Annotated in this window: 19 protein-coding genes and 1 tRNA gene; 17 read left to right on the top strand and 3 right to left on the bottom strand. The window is 70.9% G+C overall.

Going from position 1 to position 18,125, the window contains the following annotated elements; genetic code table 11:
• Window positions 1–9 precede the first annotated feature (9 nt).
• From ABD292_RS24160 to ABD292_RS24085, 16 genes are all read left to right on the top strand, one after another.
• A complete protein-coding gene (locus ABD292_RS24160) occupies window positions 10–612 on the top strand; it encodes a SurA N-terminal domain-containing protein (protein WP_344210924.1) in 603 nt (200 codons plus the stop codon).
• 3 nt (window positions 613–615) lie between these two features.
• The gene (locus ABD292_RS24155; RefSeq protein ID WP_344210922.1) at window positions 616–1,557 is read left to right on the top strand and encodes a nucleoside triphosphate pyrophosphohydrolase; all 942 of its coding nucleotides are present in this window, start codon (window positions 616–618) and stop codon (window positions 1,555–1,557) included.
• A 114-nt stretch (window positions 1,558–1,671) separates the two neighbouring features.
• Window positions 1,672–2,949 (top strand): phosphopyruvate hydratase, encoded by a 1,278-nt coding sequence (gene eno, locus ABD292_RS24150; RefSeq protein ID WP_344210920.1) that lies wholly within the window; start codon window positions 1,672–1,674, stop codon window positions 2,947–2,949.
• A 60-nt stretch (window positions 2,950–3,009) separates the two neighbouring features.
• A complete protein-coding gene (locus ABD292_RS24145; RefSeq protein WP_344210918.1) occupies window positions 3,010–3,498 on the top strand; it encodes an FtsB family cell division protein in 489 nt (162 codons plus the stop codon).
• A complete protein-coding gene (locus tag ABD292_RS24140) occupies window positions 3,488–3,976 on the top strand; it encodes a DUF501 domain-containing protein (RefSeq protein ID WP_344210916.1) in 489 nt (162 codons plus the stop codon). Before ABD292_RS24145 ends, ABD292_RS24140 begins: the two co-directional genes overlap by 11 nt.
• On the top strand, window positions 3,967–4,914 hold the full coding sequence (locus ABD292_RS24135; RefSeq protein WP_344210914.1) for a Ppx/GppA phosphatase family protein: 948 nt from the start codon (window positions 3,967–3,969) through the stop codon (window positions 4,912–4,914). Before ABD292_RS24140 ends, ABD292_RS24135 begins: the two co-directional genes overlap by 10 nt.
• A gap of 178 nt (window positions 4,915–5,092) precedes the next feature.
• Complete coding sequence (locus ABD292_RS24130; RefSeq protein ID WP_344210912.1) at window positions 5,093–6,259, top strand: hypothetical protein; 1,167 nt, start codon at window positions 5,093–5,095, stop codon at window positions 6,257–6,259.
• A 100-nt stretch (window positions 6,260–6,359) separates the two neighbouring features.
• On the top strand, window positions 6,360–6,686 hold the full coding sequence (locus ABD292_RS24125; RefSeq protein WP_344210910.1) for a PadR family transcriptional regulator: 327 nt from the start codon (window positions 6,360–6,362) through the stop codon (window positions 6,684–6,686).
• Window positions 6,683–7,579, top strand: a complete 897-nt coding sequence (locus tag ABD292_RS24120) for a hypothetical protein (RefSeq protein WP_344210908.1) — start codon at window positions 6,683–6,685, stop codon at window positions 7,577–7,579. The genes ABD292_RS24125 and ABD292_RS24120 overlap by 4 nt, the downstream gene beginning before the upstream one ends.
• A gap of 18 nt (window positions 7,580–7,597) precedes the next feature.
• Window positions 7,598–8,392, top strand: a complete 795-nt coding sequence (locus ABD292_RS24115) for a uracil-DNA glycosylase (RefSeq protein WP_344210906.1) — start codon at window positions 7,598–7,600, stop codon at window positions 8,390–8,392.
• A gap of 93 nt (window positions 8,393–8,485) precedes the next feature.
• Window positions 8,486–9,802, top strand: coding sequence for an NAD(P)/FAD-dependent oxidoreductase (locus ABD292_RS24110; protein ID WP_344210905.1), 1,317 nt, complete (start codon window positions 8,486–8,488; stop codon window positions 9,800–9,802).
• A gap of 112 nt (window positions 9,803–9,914) precedes the next feature.
• Complete coding sequence (locus ABD292_RS24105) at window positions 9,915–10,427, top strand: glycine cleavage system transcriptional repressor (RefSeq protein WP_344210903.1); 513 nt, start codon at window positions 9,915–9,917, stop codon at window positions 10,425–10,427.
• 439 nt (window positions 10,428–10,866) lie between these two features.
• A tRNA-Leu gene (locus ABD292_RS24100) sits at window positions 10,867–10,939 on the top strand.
• A 170-nt stretch (window positions 10,940–11,109) separates the two neighbouring features.
• Complete coding sequence (locus ABD292_RS24095) at window positions 11,110–11,904, top strand: Bax inhibitor-1/YccA family protein (protein WP_344210901.1); 795 nt, start codon at window positions 11,110–11,112, stop codon at window positions 11,902–11,904.
• 166 nt (window positions 11,905–12,070) lie between these two features.
• Complete coding sequence (locus ABD292_RS24090; RefSeq protein ID WP_091086767.1) at window positions 12,071–12,304, top strand: DUF4287 domain-containing protein; 234 nt, start codon at window positions 12,071–12,073, stop codon at window positions 12,302–12,304.
• A gap of 64 nt (window positions 12,305–12,368) precedes the next feature.
• Window positions 12,369–12,776, top strand: a complete 408-nt coding sequence (locus ABD292_RS24085) for a PPOX class F420-dependent oxidoreductase (RefSeq protein ID WP_344210898.1) — start codon at window positions 12,369–12,371, stop codon at window positions 12,774–12,776.
• Between the two features lie 59 nt (window positions 12,777–12,835).
• Here the strand turns inward: ABD292_RS24085 and ABD292_RS24080 are convergent, their stop codons facing one another.
• The 3 genes from ABD292_RS24080 to ABD292_RS24070 form a co-directional block, all read right to left on the bottom strand.
• Complete coding sequence (locus ABD292_RS24080; RefSeq protein ID WP_344210896.1) at window positions 12,836–14,053, bottom strand: acetyl-CoA C-acetyltransferase; 1,218 nt, start codon at window positions 14,051–14,053, stop codon at window positions 12,836–12,838.
• Window positions 14,054–14,131: 78 nt separating this feature from the next.
• Window positions 14,132–15,478: an outer membrane protein assembly factor BamB family protein gene (locus tag ABD292_RS24075; protein ID WP_344210894.1), complete on the bottom strand. Its 1,347-nt coding sequence runs from the start codon at window positions 15,476–15,478 to the stop codon at window positions 14,132–14,134.
• A 144-nt stretch (window positions 15,479–15,622) separates the two neighbouring features.
• Complete coding sequence (locus ABD292_RS24070) at window positions 15,623–16,606, bottom strand: SGNH/GDSL hydrolase family protein (RefSeq protein ID WP_344210892.1); 984 nt, start codon at window positions 16,604–16,606, stop codon at window positions 15,623–15,625.
• 127 nt (window positions 16,607–16,733) lie between these two features.
• On the opposite strand from ABD292_RS24070, the gene ABD292_RS24065 reads away from it, so the two are divergent.
• The gene (locus ABD292_RS24065; protein WP_344210890.1) at window positions 16,734–18,104 is read left to right on the top strand and encodes a cystathionine beta-synthase; all 1,371 of its coding nucleotides are present in this window, start codon (window positions 16,734–16,736) and stop codon (window positions 18,102–18,104) included.
• The last annotated feature ends 21 nt before the right edge of the window (window positions 18,105–18,125 follow it).

The following is an 18,125-nucleotide window of genomic DNA, read 5'->3' as shown; positions in this document are numbered from 1 at the left end:
GGGACGCATGTGAAGTCGATACGAGTGGCGATGGCCGCCGCCGCGGCGGGCCTGGCCCTGACCGCCTGCTCTTCCCCCTCCCCTGTCGGGGCCGCGGCCGTGGTCGGCGACGACCGCATCACGGTGAGCGAGGTCAACGAGGACGCGCAGGCGTACAAGGCGGCGCTTCAGCGCAACAACCTCAGCGAGGCGGACCTCGGCGGGGTCCCGGTCAGCCATGTCGTGCTCCAGCGCCTGGTCAACGTGGCCGTCACCGAGCAGCTGCTGACCCGCTACAACGTGCAGGTCAGCGAGACCGAGGTCGACTCGGCGATCAAGGATCCCGGCCAGTTCCAGTCGGCCGAGATCAACCTGCTGTCGCAGGGCGTGGTCCCGTCCGACGCGCGCGACTACGGGCGGGCGATGGTCGGGCTGGCCAAGCTGCAGCAGCAGTTCGGCGGCGAGAGCGGGCAGCAGCGGCTGGCCCAGGAGTTCAACGCGGTCAAGACGGTGGTCAACCCGCGCTACGGCACGCTCAACCCGCAGCGCTCGCAGGCCAACCCCGGGCCGTTCGTGGACGCGGGCCGCTTCGGCAAGCAGGCGGACACCGCCGCGCAGACCCCGCAGGGTTAGCCCGTGCCGCTCGTCGTCGTCACCACCTCGCCCAGGGTCGCCCCCGGGCTGCTGAGCCACCAGGCGTGGGAGGCGCTGCGTTCCGGTCCCGTCCTGACGGGGAACGCGGCGCACCCGCAGCTCCCCTACCTCGCCGAGGCCGGCGTCGAGGTCGAGGTCGTCGAGCCCGACCCGCGGGCGCTGGCCGCGCGGGCGGTCGCCGAGACCGTGGTGTGGCTGGCCGGGTCGGGCTCGGAGAGCGGCGACGAGGAGTTCATGCGGGCGGTCGGGCACGCCGCCGTGGCGATGGCCGACCCGCCGCTCATCGAGGTCGTGCCCGGCTCGTACGACCTGCCGGGCGCGCGGGTGCTCGACCTCGTCGCGGTGATGGACCGGCTGCGCACCGAGTGCCCGTGGGACCGCGGGCAGACGCACGAGTCGCTGGTGCCCTACCTGCTCGAAGAGGCGTACGAAGTCCTGGAGACCATCGAGCAGGGCGACCACCGGGCGCTCCGCGAGGAGCTGGGCGACCTGCTGTTGCAGGTCGTCTTCCACGCCAGGGTCGCCGAGGACTTCGACATCGACGACGTGGCGGCCGGCATCGTCGACAAGCTCGTACGCCGCCACCCGCACGTCTTCGGCTCGGTGCGGGCCGAGAGTGCCGACCAGGTCAACGACAACTGGGAGGCCATCAAGGCGGCCGAGCGGGCGGCGAAGGGACGCGAGTCCGCGCTCGACGGCGTCCCGATGGGTCAGCCCGCGCTGTCGCTGGCCGCCCAGCTCATCCGCAGGGCCGAGCGGTCCGGCGCGCCCGAGTCGCTGGCGGCGGGGATCGGCCAGGGCGTGGCGCGCGAGCTGTTCGACCTGGTCCGCCGGGCCGGGGAGGCCGGCATCGACGCCGAGGCGGAGCTGCGCGCCGCGGCCCGCGCCTACCGCGACCGCGTCCACGCGTGGGAGCGCCGCTGACCCGCCGCGCGCCTGACCGGCTGATCCGCCGCGCGCCTGACCGGCGACCTGTCTCGGCGGGCCGGACCGATAGGCTCTGAAGGCATATCGTCTTCCGATTTAGGAGCGCATCCCGTGGCTACCATCGAGGTCGTATACGCTCGCGAGATCCTCGACTCCCGGGGCAACCCCACGGTCGAGGTCGAGGTGGTGCTCGACGACGGCAGCACCGGCCGCGCGGCCGTGCCGAGCGGGGCGTCCACCGGCCAGTTCGAGGCGGTCGAGCTGCGTGACGGCGGCAAGCGTTACGGCGGCAAGGGCGTGGAGAAGGCCGTTCTCGCCGTCACCGACGAGATCTTCGAGGAGATCGGCGGCATCGAGGCCGAGGACCAGCGCATCATCGACCAGATCATGATCGATCTGGACGGCACGCCCAACAAGTCCAAGCTGGGCGCCAACGCCATCCTCGGCGTGTCGCTGGCCGTGGCCAAGGCCGCCGCCGACAGCGCCGAGCTGCCGCTCTTCCGCTACCTGGGCGGCCCCAACGCGCACGTGCTGCCGGTGCCGATGATGAACATCCTCAACGGCGGCGCGCACGCCGACACCAACGTGGACATCCAGGAGTTCATGATCGCGCCGATCGGCGCGGAGACCTTCCGCGAGGCCGTGCGCATGGGCACCGAGGTCTACCAGGCGCTGAAGAGCGTGCTCAAGGAGAAGGGCTACGCCACCGGCCTGGGTGACGAGGGCGGCTTCGCCCCCAACCTGCCCTCCAACCGCGACGCGCTCGACCTGATCCTCGTCGCCATCGAGCGGGCCGGCTACACGCCGGGCGAGGACGTCGCGCTCGCCCTCGACGTGGCCGCCACCGAGTTCCACAAGGACGGCGTCTACACGATCGACGGCAAGGGCCTGTCGGCGCAGGAGCTCATCGCCTTCTACGAGGACCTGGTCGCCAACTACCCGCTGGTGTCCATCGAGGACCCGCTCGACGAGGAGGACTGGGAGGGCTGGAAGGCCATCACCGCCTCCCTCGGCGACAAGGTGCAGCTGGTCGGCGACGACCTGTTCGTCACCAACCCCGAGCGGCTGGAGCGCGGCATCGTCGCGGGCGCGGCCAACGCCCTGCTGGTCAAGGTCAACCAGATCGGCACGCTGTCGGAGACGCTCGACGCCGTGGACCTCGCCCACCGCAGCGGCTACCGGTGCATGATGAGCCACCGCTCCGGCGAGACCGAGGACACGACGATCGCCGACCTCGCGGTGGCGGTCAACTGCGGTCAGATCAAGACCGGCGCGCCCGCCCGTTCCGACCGGGTCGCCAAGTACAACCAGCTGCTGCGCATCGAGGAGCTCCTCGACGACGCCGCCCGCTACGCGGGTCGTTCGGCGTTCCCGCGTTTCCGGCGCTAGTTTCGAGTGACGGCTCGCGGGTACTCCCGCGAGTCGTTCCGAAAGGGGGGTGTGGCAGCAGTGGCGAAGAGGCCGCAGCTCACCGGGCGGGCCGCCATCCTGGCCGTCGTGGTGTGCGCGATCGCGATGAGCCTCGCCTACCCTGTGCGCGAGTACATCAGCCTGCGCCGCAGCATCTCCGAGCTGCGCGCGGAGAAGGCCAGGGTCGAGGCGGAGAAGCAGGCGCTGCTGGCCAGGGACCAGCAGGCCAACGACCCCAACTGGATCAAGAAGACGGCCAAGGAGCGGCTGCACTACTGCGGGCCGGGTGAGAAGTGCTTCGTCGTGATGGAGCCCGGCGAGGACGAGCGGCGGACGACGGTCAAGCAGCCGGCGACGGCGCCGCCGTGGTACCAGACGCTGTGGGAGTCCGTGGAGGCCGCCGACGCGGGCACCGGCCGCCGGGCCGTCACGGACAGCCGGGCTCCGCAGCCGAGCATCAAGCCCAGCACGAAGGTGACCGCTGAGCCCACTCCTGGGCCGACGAAGAAGGAAAGCGTTGGACAGTAAAGACGTCGAGGTCGTCAGGCAGCAGCTCGGCCGGCCGCCCCGAGGGCTGCGCGGGGTGGCGCACCGCTGCCCGTGCGGCAATCCCGACGTGGTGGAGACCGCGCCGCGGCTGCCCGACGGCTCGCCGTTCCCGACCCTCTACTACCTGACCTGCCCGAAGGCGGCCTCGGCCATCGGCACGCTGGAGGGCTCCGGCCTGATGCGCGAGATGCAGGCGCGGCTCGCCACGGACCCGGAGCTGGCCGCCGCCTACCAGGCCGCGCACGACGCGTACGTGGCCAGGCGGGACGCGGCGGCCGAGGAGGAGGGCCTGGAGCCGCTCCCGCGCGACATGCAGAGCACCGGAGGCATGCCGAAGCGGGTCAAGTGCCTGCACGCGCTCGTCGCGCACGAGTTGGCGGCGCCCGGTGTCAACCCGATCGGCAGGGAGGCGCTGGACGCACTCCCCGAGTGGTGGAGTGACGGACCATGCGTGTAGCCGCCGTCGACTGCGGCACCAACTCCGTACGTCTGCTCATCGCGGACGTCGGCGACGACCAGATCGACGACGTCGAGCGGCGGATGGAGATCGTCCGCCTCGGGCAGGGCGTCGACCGGACCGGCCGGCTGGCGCCCGACGCCCTGGAGCGCACGTTCAAGGCCATGCGCGGCTACCAGGAGCTGATCGAGCGGCACGACGCGGGCGCGACCCGCGTCGTGGCGACGAGCGCGACCAGGGACGCCGGCAACCGCGAGGACTTCGTGGCCGGGGTGCGCGAGATCTTCGGCGTCGAGCCCGAGGTCGTGTCGGGGGCCGAGGAGGCCGAGCTGTCGTTCACCGGGGCGACGAGGGGCCTGGTGCGGCTGTCGCCCGAGACCGAGGTGCCCGAGGGCCCGCTGCCCCCTTACCTGGTGGTGGACATCGGCGGCGGGTCCACCGAGTTCGTGGTGGGCGAGCAGCACGCCGAGGCGGCGCTGTCGGTGGACATCGGCTGCGTGCGGCTGACCGAGCGGCACCTGAAGGACGCCGGCGACCCGCCGTCCGCGCGGGCGCTGGAGGCCGTGGTGGCCGACATCGAGGCGGCGCTGGACCGGGTGGAGGCGGAGGTGCCGGTACGCCGTGCCCACACGCTCGTGGGCCTGGCCGGCTCCGTGACGACGGTCGCGGGCATCGCGCTCGCCCTGCCCGCGTACGAGCCGGAGCGCATCCATCACGCGCGCCTGTCGGCCGAGCAGGTGCACGAGGTGACGCGGCGGCTGCTGGAGATGACGCATGGTGAGCGGGCCGCGCTTCCGGTGATGCATCCGGGCCGGGTCGACGTCATCGGGGCGGGCGCGCTCATTTTGGACCGCATCGTCCGCCGTTTTGCGTTTTCGCAGGTCATTGTCAGTGAACACGACATCCTGGACGGTATTGCCTGGTCGCTCGCCCGATAAATGTCGCCAAATACGGACATTACGGATCTTCGTCCGTGTTGAGTGTGCCATCATATTCGTGCTTAGGTGAAGGAGCATTACGGGGGCTTTGCCATATTGCCGTGCACGGAAAGTGTCGGCGTGGCGACCGTTCCCGAGCTGCGTCCTTTTCCCTCATACGGAATGGAGCACTCTCACCATGAAGTTCTCTGGGTTAACCGCTCGCAGGGCGGCTGCGTTCGGCGCCTCGGCCGCGGTGCTCGCCACCCTGACCGCCGGGCTCGTCGCCGGGCCCGCGCAGGCGGCCACGGCCGGCAAGACCGGTGTCAAGGTCTCGGCGACCACGCCCAAGGCCAAGCCGGGCAAGTTCGAGGGCGACTGTCCCGTCAAGGTCAACTTCTCGGCGAAGATCAAGGTTTCGCTCAAGGGCAAGACCGAGCTGGCCTACCGCTGGCTGCACGGTGACGGGTCCAAGGGCAAGGTCAATGTGATCAAGCTCAAGGGCAAGGGCACCAAGTCGGTGACCGTCCGGCAGTCGATCACCTTCAAGGAGGACGTGAAGGGCTGGGAGGCCGTCCAGGTCCTCTCCCCGAAGAAGTTCGTCACCAAGAAGGGCTACTTCTCCGTGTCCTGCGCCGAGGCGGAGCAGGAGAGGGAGCCGAAGGTCGACATCCACCTCCCCGGCCACGCTTCGGTGTCGGCGAGCGCCTGGGCGAACCCCGACTCCTACGTCGGCGTCTGCAGCCCCGGCAACAAGATCGGCTTCACCGGCCTGATCAAGGCCGACCGGCCGACCTGGGTCAAGTACCGCTGGGTGCTCAACGGTGACGCCGTCGACTACGGCAAGGTGAAGGTCCGCCACGCCACCAAGGTCGGCTTCGGCTTCTCGCCGCGCGAGAGCCACCGTGGCTGGGCTCAGCTGCAGATCCTCGGCCCGGACCGCGCCTACTCCAACCGGGCCTCGTACTCGGTGTGGTGCAAGGACCCGGCCCCCGCTCCCGTGACCAAGGTCGCGGTGTCCGGTCTGGTGACCGCCACCAACCACGACGGTTGCAAGGTGGGCGCGCACGCCACCGTGAGCACCACCGGCTCGGCCAAGGTCTCCTGGACCTGGCGGGTGAACGGTGTCTCCGTGTCCTCGGGCGAGTCGTTCTTCCGCGGCTCCGACTCGAAGACCGTGACGCTGCCCGAGAGCGCGCTGGTCGGTGAGGCCACCAAGGGCGGCAGGGTCAGCCTGACGGTGAGCGGCCCGAACAACACCGAGTCGAGCTTCCAGTCGTACGCGGCCTGCAAGGTCGTGACGACGCAGGCGCCCGCCACGCAGGCGCCCGCGACGGACGCTCCGGCTCCGTCCTCCGCCGCCTGAGCGACGGGTTCGATCTGGTTCGAAGAACCGGGTGGCCGCCTTGTGCGCCACCCGGTTTCTCGTTTGCCACTACCGCGCATTGCACAGTAGTGTGCATGGCGTGGACAGCAGCCAGCTCCTCAAGGGCGTGCTCGACCTGGCCGTCCTGGCCGTGCTCGCCGAGCGCGACGGCTACGGCTACGACGTCGTGCGCAGGCTCAGGGAGGCGGGCCTCGTGGAGGTCGGCGACGCCTCCGTGTACGGCACCCTGCGCCGCCTGTTCAAGGCGGGCGCCCTGACCTCCTACGTGATGGCCTCCGACGAGGGGCCGCACCGCAAGTACTACGGGCTCAACGAGACCGGCAGAAGCATGTACGCCGCCCAGGCCAGGACCTGGGACTCGTTCGTGGCCACCATGGCATCCCTGCTGAAGGAGGGACGAGGATGACCCCCGCCCAGTACGCCCGGGCCGTACGCGAGGCCGTGGGCGACCACCCCGACCGCGAGGAACTGCTGGAGGACCTGGACGACCATCTGGCCGAGATCGCGGCCGAGTCGCCCGGCCTGCCGCTGGAGGACCGGCTGGGCCCGCCGGCCGTCTATGCCGAGGAGCTCATGGCCGCCTACGGAGGCCGCGCGCAGGGCCGCCGCGCCCGCGGGTTCCGCCCGCGCGCGTGGGCGACCCGGGCGCACGCGGCCCTGCTGCGCCACGGGCCCTACCGGGGTTTCGCGGCCTTCCTGCCCGAGCTGCGGCCCGGCTGGTGGGTGCTGCGCGGCTACCTGCTGGCCATGCTGCTGGTCTCGCTCTACGGCCACGGCCGCGCCGTCCCCGAGAACCCGGCCGACTGGGCCGTGGTGGCGGCCCTGGTGGTGGCGTCGGTGTGGTTCGGCCGGCGGCGCGGTGGCCGCCCGGCCGCCCTGTTCGCCGTGGGGCTCAACGCGCTCGCCGCGCTCGCCCTGCTCGCCGGCCTGACCGCGGTCAAGCCGCTCGGCGCCGATCCCGCGCCCGTCGCCCACGCCGCCGCGCGCGTCAACATGCTCATGGTGGGTGGCTCGTCGAGCTCCATCGGCGTGGCGAACATCCGGCCCTACGCCAAGGACGGCACCCCGCTCACCGACGTCTACCTCTACGACCAGGACGGCAACCCCGTCATCACCGACCCGGAGAGCCGGGGCTACACCGTCGACCGTTCGTGCGGGGAGCCGGTGCTCAACCGCTACCCGCTGCCGCTCAAGAAGCAGAGCTTCGACCCGGAGCCCTCGCCAACGCCGACCGCCTGCCCCACACCGAGTCCGGCCACCACGAGTCCGGCCACCACGAGTCCGGACCGCACGAAATGATCGGGCACCATCGGTGTCATGAGCTTCGTACCGCCGGGCACCGGCTGGCCGGGCGATCCCGCCACCGCTGACACCCCCGTCGCCCACGACCCCGCCGACGTGCGCCGCCTCGCCGCAGGCAGCGACGACCTCGCGGAGCTCACCGCGAGGCAGTCGGTCTGCCGGGCCTGCCCGCGCCTCGTGGAGTGGCGGGAGGAGGTGGCCACGGTGAAGCGGCGCGCGTTCGCGGACGAGACGTACTGGGGCCGTCCCGTCCCCGGCTGGGGCGCGGAGCGGCCGCGCATCCTGCTGGTCGGGCTGGCCCCGGCCGCGCACGGCGGCAACCGCACCGGCCGGATCTTCACCGGCGACCGCAGCGGCGACTGGCTGTTCGCCTCGCTGTACCGAGCGGGGCTGGCGGAGCGGGAGACCAGCACGTACGCGGGCGACGGCCAGCGGCTCATCGGCACGCGGGTGGTGGCCCCCGTCCGCTGCGCGCCGCCCGCGAACAAGCCCACGGTCGAGGAGAAGGCCGCCTGCTACCCGTGGATGGCGCGGGAGCTGGAGCTGGTCGCGCCGTACGTGCGGGTGGTGGTGGCGCTCGGCGGCTACGCCTGGCAGGCCATGTGGCCGGCGCTCAAGGAGGCGGGGTACGAGCTGCCGCGCAGCCGCCCGCCGTTCGGGCACGGGGCCGAGGTGGAGGTCCGGCACGGCGACGCGCCGGTCACCCTGCTCGGCTGTTACCACCCGAGCCAGCAGAACACCTTCACCGGCCGCGTCACCGCCCAGATGCTGGACTCGATCTTCGAAAAGGCCAGGTCAATGGCACTGTGACGCATCCCATCATGCCCGGATTGGCTTCTGCTGCTCCTCCTGACATAGCCTTGTGAATGCTTTCACAAGCATGACGAGGGATGGGGCCTCAGGATGAACAAGCACATTCTCATCGTCGGCGGTGGATACGTCGGCCTCTACACGGCGCTCCGGCTGCAGCGCAAGCTCTCTCGCGAGCTGCGCGGCGGCGAGGCGCGCATCACGATCATCGATCCCCAGTCCTACATGACGTACCAGCCGTTCCTCCCGGAGGCGGCGGCCGGCAACCTCTCCCCCCGGCACCTGGTGGCGCCGCTGCGGCGGGTCCTGCCGAAGGTGCGCATCCTGAACGGCACCGTCACCACCGTCAAGCACGGCGACCGCGTGGTGACCTTCCAGCCGGCCGAGGGCGAGCCGCGCCAGATCGCCTACGACGTGCTCGTCATGGCGGCCGGGTCCATCTCCCGCACGCTGCCCATCCCCGGCCTGACCGACATCGGCATCGGCTTCAAGACCGTCGGCGAGGCCATCGCGCTGCGCAACCGCGTGCTGCACCTGCTGGACGTGGCCGAGTCGACCGAGGACCCCGAGGTGCGGCGCAGGGCGCTGACGTTCGTGGTGGTCGGCGCGGGCTTCGCGGGCGTGGAGGCGCTGGCCGAGCTGGAGGACATGGCCAAGGACTCCGTGCGCTACTACCGCAACATCAAGCCCTCCGACATCCGCTGGGTGCTCGTCGAGGCGACCAGCAGGGTGCTGCCCGAGGTGGGCCCCGAGATGGGCAAGTGGACGCTGGAGCAGCTCCGCGAGCGCGGCATCGACGTCAGGCTGGAGACCCGGCTGGAGTCCTGCGAGGGCGGGCACGTGGTGCTCTCCGACGGCGAGGAGTTCGACGCCGAGACCCTGGTGTGGACGGCGGGCGTCAAGCCCAGCCCGGTCGTCAACGACAGCGACCTGCCGCTCGACGAGCGCGGCCGGATCAAGACCACGGCGCTGCTGACCGTGCACGCGAGCCCGGGCGCCTTCGCGGCCGGCGACGCGGCGGGCGTGCCCGACGTCACCAACCCCGGGCAGTACTGCGCGCCCAACGCCCAGCACGCGGTGCGCCAGGCCAAGGTGCTGGCCGACAACATCGTCCGTCACCTGCGCGGCCAGGAATTGCAGGAATACCGCCACAAGTATGTCGGATCGGTCGCCGGTCTCGGCCTGCACCAGGGTGTCGCCAATGTCTATGGCGTCAAGCTTCGCGGATTCCCTGCATGGTTCATGCACCGCACCTACCATCTGTCGCGGGTGCCTACGCTGAACCGCAAGGTCCGCGTCGTCGTCGACTGGACCCTGGCCCTGTTCTTCAAGCGCGAGACGATCTCCCTCGGTGAGATGGAGCACCCGCGCGAGGGCTTCAGGGCGGCCGTCGCGACGATGCGCCGCTAGCCCGGGTACGGCAAGCGCCCCGGCCGTCGCGGCCGGGGCGGCGGCAAGCGCCCCGGCCGCGACGGCCGGGGCGCTTTCGGCACCCCTGGCGCAAGCGGAAGGGGTAGCACCGGTGGGGCTTTCAGCGGTGACCGTGCTCGGCGTGGACAGGCCCGGCGTGATCGCCGCCGTCACCGGTTCGCTCGCCGACTGCGGGGCGAACATCCAGGACTCGACCATGACGCTGCTCGGCGGGCACGTGGCCATGATGCTCCTGGTCTCCGGCGACCTCGACTGCGACGAGGTGCTCAAGCGGCTGCGGACCTCCGACCTCGTGGTGACCGCCTCCGCCATCGAGGCCCGCAGGCACTTCTGCGAGGAGGGCGACGGCCTCGGCTACGTCCTCACCGTCCACGGCCCCGACCGGACCGGGATCGTCTCGGCCGTCAGCGCCGTGCTCGCCGCCGACGGCGGCAACATCACCGGCATGAGCACGCGGCTCACCGGGCGGCTCTACGTGCTCATCGCCGACGTCGAGCTGCCGAAGGAGGTAGACGTGGCGGCCCTCATGCGCAGGCTCGCGGCCGTCGGGGCCGGCCTCGACGCCGAGATAACCTTCCGCCCCGTGGAACCGGACCTGCCGTGACGGGCCCGGCCCCCGACGTCTACCCCGGCCCCGGCCCCGATCCCGGCTCCCGTGCAACGGCCTGCCTGCCGGCCACGACGGGGCTCGCGGCCCCTCAGATCGGCCTCAGCGGCCGTTCGGTCGCCTTAGGCACCGGACGGCACCCCCGCGCCGTCCGTACGCCGGAGAGTGCGTTCTGGCCGATCCGCGCCTCGGCGGGGCCTCCCCTTGGGATCATGGGCGCGTACATGTGCAATTGCCAGACACCGGGGAGGCCGTCACATCGAAGCCGATACCTTCGCAGCCCGCTGCATTCACCACCAACCGGACCATCTGGACGGTCTACTCTTCTTGGGCAGAGTGTCGGGAGCCCTATCACTTCACATCGAACTTCACAGTTGTGACTCTTGATGCGAAGTTGTGCTCCTCGGAAGCATGGTCCGTTTCGTATGATTGCGGCGCCCCCGTAGCCCAATGGCAGAGGCAAACCCCTTAAAAGGGTTGACGTGCGGGTTCGAATCCCGCCGGGGGCACCTGCTTCTACCATTGGAAATACGTTTTTCGACACGGTGGATGACCTTGGGAACTCCGCGACGGCCACGTTCGTTGTCCTCGCTGCCGAAGTCCCCCACGAACCCGATCTGAGCGCGAGTTGACCAAGGTGCCGCCAGGCCCCGTAGGCTCGGCGACACAGGAGGCAGCGATGGAGAGCAAGAACCCCGTTTTCAGCAAGACCCGCCGGCAGGCGGGAGCATGGTCAGGCCCGGCCCCGTCTCCTGACATGCTGCAGAACATGTACGACTCCCCGTCGTACGCACCCCCGAGCCGGCCCGCGTTCCGCACCATGACCCTCGACGACGTGGTGGTGCGCGGCTTCCTGACCCTCGGCACGCTGGTCCTCGCCGCCGCGGCGGCCTGGGTGCTCGACGTGCCGCCCATGTTCGCGATCGTCGGCGCGGTCGTGGCGCTGGTCCTGGGCCTGATCGCCTCGTTCACGCAGAGCACCAACCCGGCGCTCATCCTGGGTTACGCCTTCTTCGAGGGCATCTTCCTGGGCAAGATCAGCCAGCTCTTCGAGGGCGCCATCAGCGGCATCGTGCTGCAGGCGGTGCTCGGCACGGCCTTCGCCTTCGGCGCCGTGCTGACCGTCTACGCGCTGCGGATCGTGCGGGTGACGCCCAAGCTGGTGAAGTTCACGGTCGCGGCGGCCATGGCGGCCCTGGGCCTCGTGCTGGTCAACCTGCTGGTCGGCATCTTCAACGGCGGCGACGGCCTCGGGCTGCGCACCGACAGCCCCATCGGCTGGGTGTTCAGCATCGTCATGATCCTGATCGGCTGCTTCTTCCTGCTGCTCGACTTCGACTCGGTCGAGCAGGGCGTCCGCCAGGGCGCGCCGGAGAAGTTCGCCTGGCAGTGCGCGTTCGGCCTGACGCTGAGCCTCGTCTGGATCTACCTGGAGGTTCTGCGCTTCGTCAGCTATTTCAGCGACGGTGACTGAGCGTAGACATCGTCGTCACCTCCGAGGGCTCCGCGTTCACGCGGGGCCCTCTCTTTGTGCGACCGAAAATCTACGTGCCGTCACGGATTCCAGGCAGCCAGGGGCTTGCCTTTCGGTGGATGGTGTTGCAGTGTCAAGCAAAGGACCTTAATCCGCGGAGGTGCCCATGTCGTTGAACCACTCACCGGAGACGCAGACGAAGCTGATCGCAAGGGTCCCCATGATAACGGGACGCGAACTCCCCGAGTGGTTCCAAGCCATCGACAACGGCCCGTCATTCCTCAGGTGCGCCGAGCGGGCCAACTGGCTCGCCGACGAGCACGGGCTGACCCACGGCTACGCCGCCGCCATCGTTCACGAGCACGAGCGGCACCGCCGTAACCGGATGGGCTTCATCTAAGCCCGTCACTGACCCGCGCCCGTGCCGTAAGCGCGGGCGCGTCGTCATGCGTCACCATGAGGTCATGGACCTCGACAAGGCAGTGGCCTTCCTCCGCGACAACCACAACGCCGTCCTGCTCACCCGACATCGCGATGGGCGCCCGCAGATGTCCCCGGTGACGGTCGGCGTGCAGGGGCCGCACATCGTCGTCAGCACGCGCGAGACGGCGTTCAAGACCCGCAACGTGCGGCGCGACCCCCACGTGTCGCTGTGCGTCTTCACCAGCGCCTTCTACGGCCAATGGATCCAGGTCGACGGCACCGCCGAGGTCCTCTCGCTGCCCGAGGCCATGGAGCCGCTGATCACGTACTACCGCGACATCTCGGGCGAGCACCCCGACTGGGACGACTACCGCGCCGCGATGGTCCGCGAGCGGCGCGTCCTGCTGCGCATCACGCCGGTCTCCGCCGGCCCCGACCGGTCCGGCTGAAGCGGCCCGGCTGAAGCGGTCCGGCGCCCGGCCGCGGGCCGGGCGCCGGAGCGCGCGGGTCAGCTCAGGCGCTCCAGGAGCATGGCCATGCCCTGGCCGCCGCCCACGCACATCGTCTCCAGGCCGATGGTCTTGTCGTGGTGCTGGAGGCCGTTGATGAGCGTGGAGGTGATCCGGGCGCCGGTCATGCCGAACGGGTGGCCCACCGCGATGGCGCCGCCGTTGACGTTGAGCCGGTCGAGCTCGATGCCCAGCTCCTGGTAGGACGGGATGACCTGGGCCGCGAACGCCTCGTTGATCTCGACCAGGTCGACGTCCTCGATGGCCATCCCGGCCCGCGCCAGCGCCTGCCGCGAAGCGTCCACCGGGCCGAGGCCCATGATCTCCGGCGACAGGCCGGAGACGCCGGTGGAGATGATCCGGGCCAGCGGCGTGATGCCCAGCTCGGCCGCCTTGACGTCACTCATGATCACCACGGCGGCGGCGCCGTCGTTGAGCGGGCAGCAGTTGCCGGCCGTGACCGTGCCGTCCGGGCGGAAGACCGGCTGGAGGCCGGCGACCTTCTCGTACGTGGTGCCCGGCCGCGGCCCGTCGTCGGCGCTCACCACGGTGCCGTCGGGCAGCGTGACGGGCGTGATGTCCTTGGCCCAGAAGCCGTCGGCCAGCGCCTTCTCGGCGAGGTTCTGGGAGCGCACGCCGAACTCGTCCTGCTCCTGGCGGCTGACGCCGCGCAGCTGGGCGACGTTCTCGGCGGTCTGGCCCATCGCGATGTAGACGTCGGGGACGTCGCCGTCCTCGCGCGGGTCGTGCCAGGTCTTGCCGCCCTCGGTGTACGACTTGGTGCGCGCGAGGGCGTCCAGGAAGAGCGGGTTGTGCGTGTCGGGCAGCGAGTCGGAGTTGCCCTTGGTGAAGCGCGAGACGGTCTCCACGCCCGCGGACACGAACACGTCGCCCTCGCCCGCCTTGATGGCGTGGAAGGCCATCCGGGTGGTCTGGAGCGAGGAGGAGCAGTAGCGGGTCACGGTGGTGCCGGGCACGTCGTCGAGCCCGAGCAGCACCGCCACCACCCGGGCCATGTTGAAGCCCTGCTCGCCGCCGGGCAGGCCGCACCCCAGCATGATGTCGTCGATCGTGTGCGGATCGAGCTGGGGCACCTTGGCCAGGGCCGCCTGGATCATCTGCACGGTCAGGTCGTCGGGCCTGATGTCCTTGAGCGACCCCTTGAAGGCTCGTCCGATGGGCGAACGCGCGGTTGCGACGATGACTGCCTCGGGCATGGCCCCTCCTCTGTCGGCGGCTAATAGTAGAACTATATTCCAGTTCTTCCCGCGCGCCTCGCCGCCCCCCGGAAGGAATTACCCGTACATGCCCGGCGCGCTCTCGGTGTGGTCGTTCACCGCGTGCAGGGCACCCTTCTCGTCGCGCCACAGCCGCCAGCCCGCCATGCTGCCGGTGAACCACGCCGGGGGCGGGCCCGCCGTGGTGACCCGCTCGCCGGTGGCGAGGTCGTACTCGCAGAGGGCCGCCGTCGAGTAGAAGCCGGGCGGCTGGTCCTTCAGCGGCAGCGGCTTGGGGTCGGTGACGCAGAAGGACCAGCTCCGCTCCTCCTCCACCGGCGCTGGCCGGCCCGAGGCCAGGTCGTAGACCGAGCCCTTGGCGCCGTGGGACAGGAAGCCCAGTTTGTCCATGCGCTCGGGGAAGGCCAGCCACCAGCCGGAGCCGGGCACGTCGGCCGCGCCGACCTGCCCCATCACCCGCCCCGACAGCGAGTCGAGCCGGGCGAATCCGCCGTAGGCGCCCTGGCGGTCCACCGGCCGCACCACGGGCGCGTAGCCGGGGTTGCCGCTGGGGTAGACGCGTACGACCGACGGCCGGATCCAGTTGATCGTGCCGTCGGCCCTGCGCAGCGAGAAAAGGCCGAACGTGGACAGTCGCCTCGTGGTCGGGTCGGTGTAGGGGGCGACGTAGCCGACCAGGTCGTCGCCCGCCGCGCCGAACGCCCAGCCGCCCGACAGGTCGACGCCCGGCCCGAGCGCCTGCTCGATCGGCTGCTGCCACTGCAGCTTGCCGGTCTTGAGCTCGTACGACTCCACCATCGGATCGTCCGACAGCCGCAGCAGCAGCACCCGCGCCTGGTCGGACCACTCGACCTCGGAGATGCCCGGCAGCTTCCACACCGGTTTGCCGCTGGCCGGGTCGAGCACCACCGTGCGGGCCTTGGCCAGCGCCGTGTGCTCTGACAGGCAGACGTAGGGCCCGCAGCGCTGCGGCCCGAACGTGGAGTGGACCGGCCGGGTCCACTTCTGCACGCCGGAGTGCGCGTCGCGGGCCACCAGCGTGGCCTTCCACCGGCCCTTGCGCGCCGGGTCGAGCGCCACGACCACGCCCTCGCCGCCGCCGGTCTCGACGATCGCGGGAGCGGAGACGCCCATGCCGGGCAGCCGGCCGGCCATCGTGGCCGGGTAGGCCCACAGCCGCCGGCCGTCGCGCAGCCGGACGGCCACCGTCTCCAAAGTGCCGTCGGGCTTCATCGAGGTCGTGGTCACCACCCCGGCCGCCTCGGCCAGCCGGCTGACGACGTTGACCTGCGTGTTGTGCCAGGTGGGGAAGGCGGGGGTGGTGGCCGCGTCGCTGCCGGCGCACCCGGCGACGGCGAGGGTTGCGGCTAGGGCGACGGACGGCTTCCAGAGGGGCCGGAGCACGGGCGATACCTTCCAAGGGGACGACGAGTGACGGCTCGGCCGCGGAAGGTGACCGGTGCGGGGCGCGGTCGAGGGCCCGCCACGCCGGGACGGGGGGCGGGCCCCGGCCGCGCCGAGCCGCTCGCCGGGCCTGAACCGGGGACGTCAGGCGTCGTTGAGCTGCTCGCCGAGCCGTCGGCGGAACAACGCGGCCCACTTGCCGTGCAGCCCCGTCGCCCGCCCGTCGACCCGGGTCGCGGTGACCTCGGTGCCGGGCTCCTCCGCGGCCGTGGCCGCCGCGAGGTAGATCGGTTGCAGTTCTTCGCCGCGTTCGGGGCGCGGCTCAGGCCACAACCCCAACGCAGCGCACACTGACGGTAGCACCGCGTAAGCGGCCTGCGCGTAACCTCGGGCAGATGGATGGAAACGATCGGGTCCGAACATCTCTGACGGATTTGTCGCGAACTCCGGGCCGAGCGTGTCGGCGAAGGCCACCGTACGGCCGCCCGCGTCCACCACCGCCACCGTCTGGGCCGCGGCGAGCTGCCGGCTCCACCGCCGGGTCACCCATCGCAGCGGCTGGGCGATGGGACGCACCGTGCCGAGGTCGGGGCAGGTGCCGACGATCACCTCGACGCCCGCGTCCCGCAGCCTGCGCACCGACTTGGTCAGGTGGCGCACGGCGATCGCGGGCGGCGTCTGCGTGATGATGTCGTTGGCGCCCACGAAGATCACCGCCACGTCCGGCTCCATGGCCAGCGCCCGGTCCACCTGCTCGCCCAGCTCCGCCGACGACGCGCCCGACCGGCCGGCCACGAGCAGCCGCACCGGGCGCTCGGACACCGCGGCCAGGCCGTTGGCGAGCAGCACGCCGGGCGTCTCGGCCGGGTCGGTCATGCCGAGGCCCACCGACGTGGAGTCGCCCAGCATCGCCAGCTTGATCGCCCTGCCGGGGAACATGCCGTACGTGCCGTCGGAAGGGGGTCCGTCCATGCCGTGCGGGCGGCCGATGGCCTTGCGCGCCAGCAGTCCCTCGGCGACCAGCAGCCCGTACGCGGTGGCTCCCAGTGCCGTCAGCCCGCCTCCTCCGAGCGCCGCCGCGGTGGCGATCCTGCGTGCGGCGCGCGCCATGCCAGCTGCCCAGACCACGTACGTCCCTCCCTGGTCGAACTCGGCGGTAGCGTTTGCTAGGAAACTAGCCGAGGGCCTGCCACCCCGACCGGGTCTCGGCCTTCGGATAGCTGATCAAGCTTTGGCAAAGAAGGTGAACACCTCGGTGCGCGTTTACGATTCCCTGGTCGACCTCATGGGGAACACCCCGCTCGTCCGGCTGCACAAAGTGAGCGCCGGCCTGCCGGCCCAGGTGCTCGCCAAGGTCGAATACTTCAACCCGGGCGGATCCGTGAAGGACCGCATCGCGGTCCGCATGATCGAGGCCGCGGAGAAGTCGGGCGCGCTGCGCCCCGGCGGCGTCATCGTCGAGCCGACCTCCGGCAACACCGGGGTGGGGCTCGCCATCGTGGCCCAGCAGAAGGGCTACCGGTGCCTGTTCGTGGTGCCGGACAAGGTCGCCCAGGACAAGATCGCGGTGCTGCGGGCCTACGGCGCCGAGGTCGTGGTCTGCCCGACCGCCGTCTCGCCCGACCACCCCGACTCCTACTACTCGGTCTCCGACCGGCTGGCCCGCGAGGTGCCCAACGCCTGGAAGCCCGACCAGTACTCCAACCCCGACAACCCGGAGTCCCACTTCCACTCCACGGGGCCCGAGATCTGGGCCGACACCGAGGGCGGCATCACCCACTTCGTCGCCGGCATCGGCACCGGCGGCACGATCAGCGGCACCGGCCGCTACCTCAAGGAGGTCTCCGGCGGCCGGGTGCGCGTCGTCGGGGCCGACCCCGAGGGCTCGGTCTACTCCGGCGGCAGCGGGCGGCCCTACCTGGTCGAGGGCGTCGGCGAGGACATCTGGCCGAGCACGTACGACACCACGATCTGCGACGAGATCATCGCGGTCTCCGACAAGGACTCCTTCACCATGACCCGCCGCCTCGCCCGCGAGGAGGGGCTGCTGGTCGGCGGCTCGTGCGGCATGGCCGTCGTCGCGGCGCTCCAGGTGGCGGCGCGGGCGAACGAGGGCGACACCGTGGTGGTGCTGCTGCCCGACGGCGGCCGCGGCTACCTGTCGAAGATCTTCAACGACGACTGGATGGCCGACTACGGCTTCCTCACGACCAGCTCCGACGAGGGCCTGGTCGCCGACGTGCTGGCGCGCAAGGGGCCGGGCCTGCCGGAGTTCGTGCACGCCCACCCGCACGAGACGGTCGGCACGGCCATCTCGATCATGCGCGAGTACAGCGTGTCCCAGCTCCCGGTGATGAAGGAGGAGCCGCCGGTCATGGCGGCCGAGGTCGTCGGCTCCATCGTGGAGCGCGACCTCCTCGAAGCCCTCTACCACGGCAGGCTCTCCTCCGAAGACCCGATTGCTGATCATATGTCCGCGCCGCTACCCACGATCGGCAGTGGTGAACCTGTGGCGCGTGCGGTGGAAGCGCTGGAGAAGGCGGATGCGGCGGTCGTGCTCGAGGACGGCAAGCCGTCCGGCCTGATCACGCGGCAGGACCTGCTCGCCTTCCTCGCCAACCACTGAGCCCGTCCCCGCCCTGGGCCC

Origin of the sequence: Nonomuraea bangladeshensis, assembly GCF_039529455.1 — a bacterium.
Classification (GTDB): domain Bacteria; phylum Actinomycetota; class Actinomycetes; order Streptosporangiales; family Streptosporangiaceae; genus Nonomuraea; species Nonomuraea bangladeshensis.
This window is presented reverse-complemented; position numbering and strand designations above follow the sequence as displayed.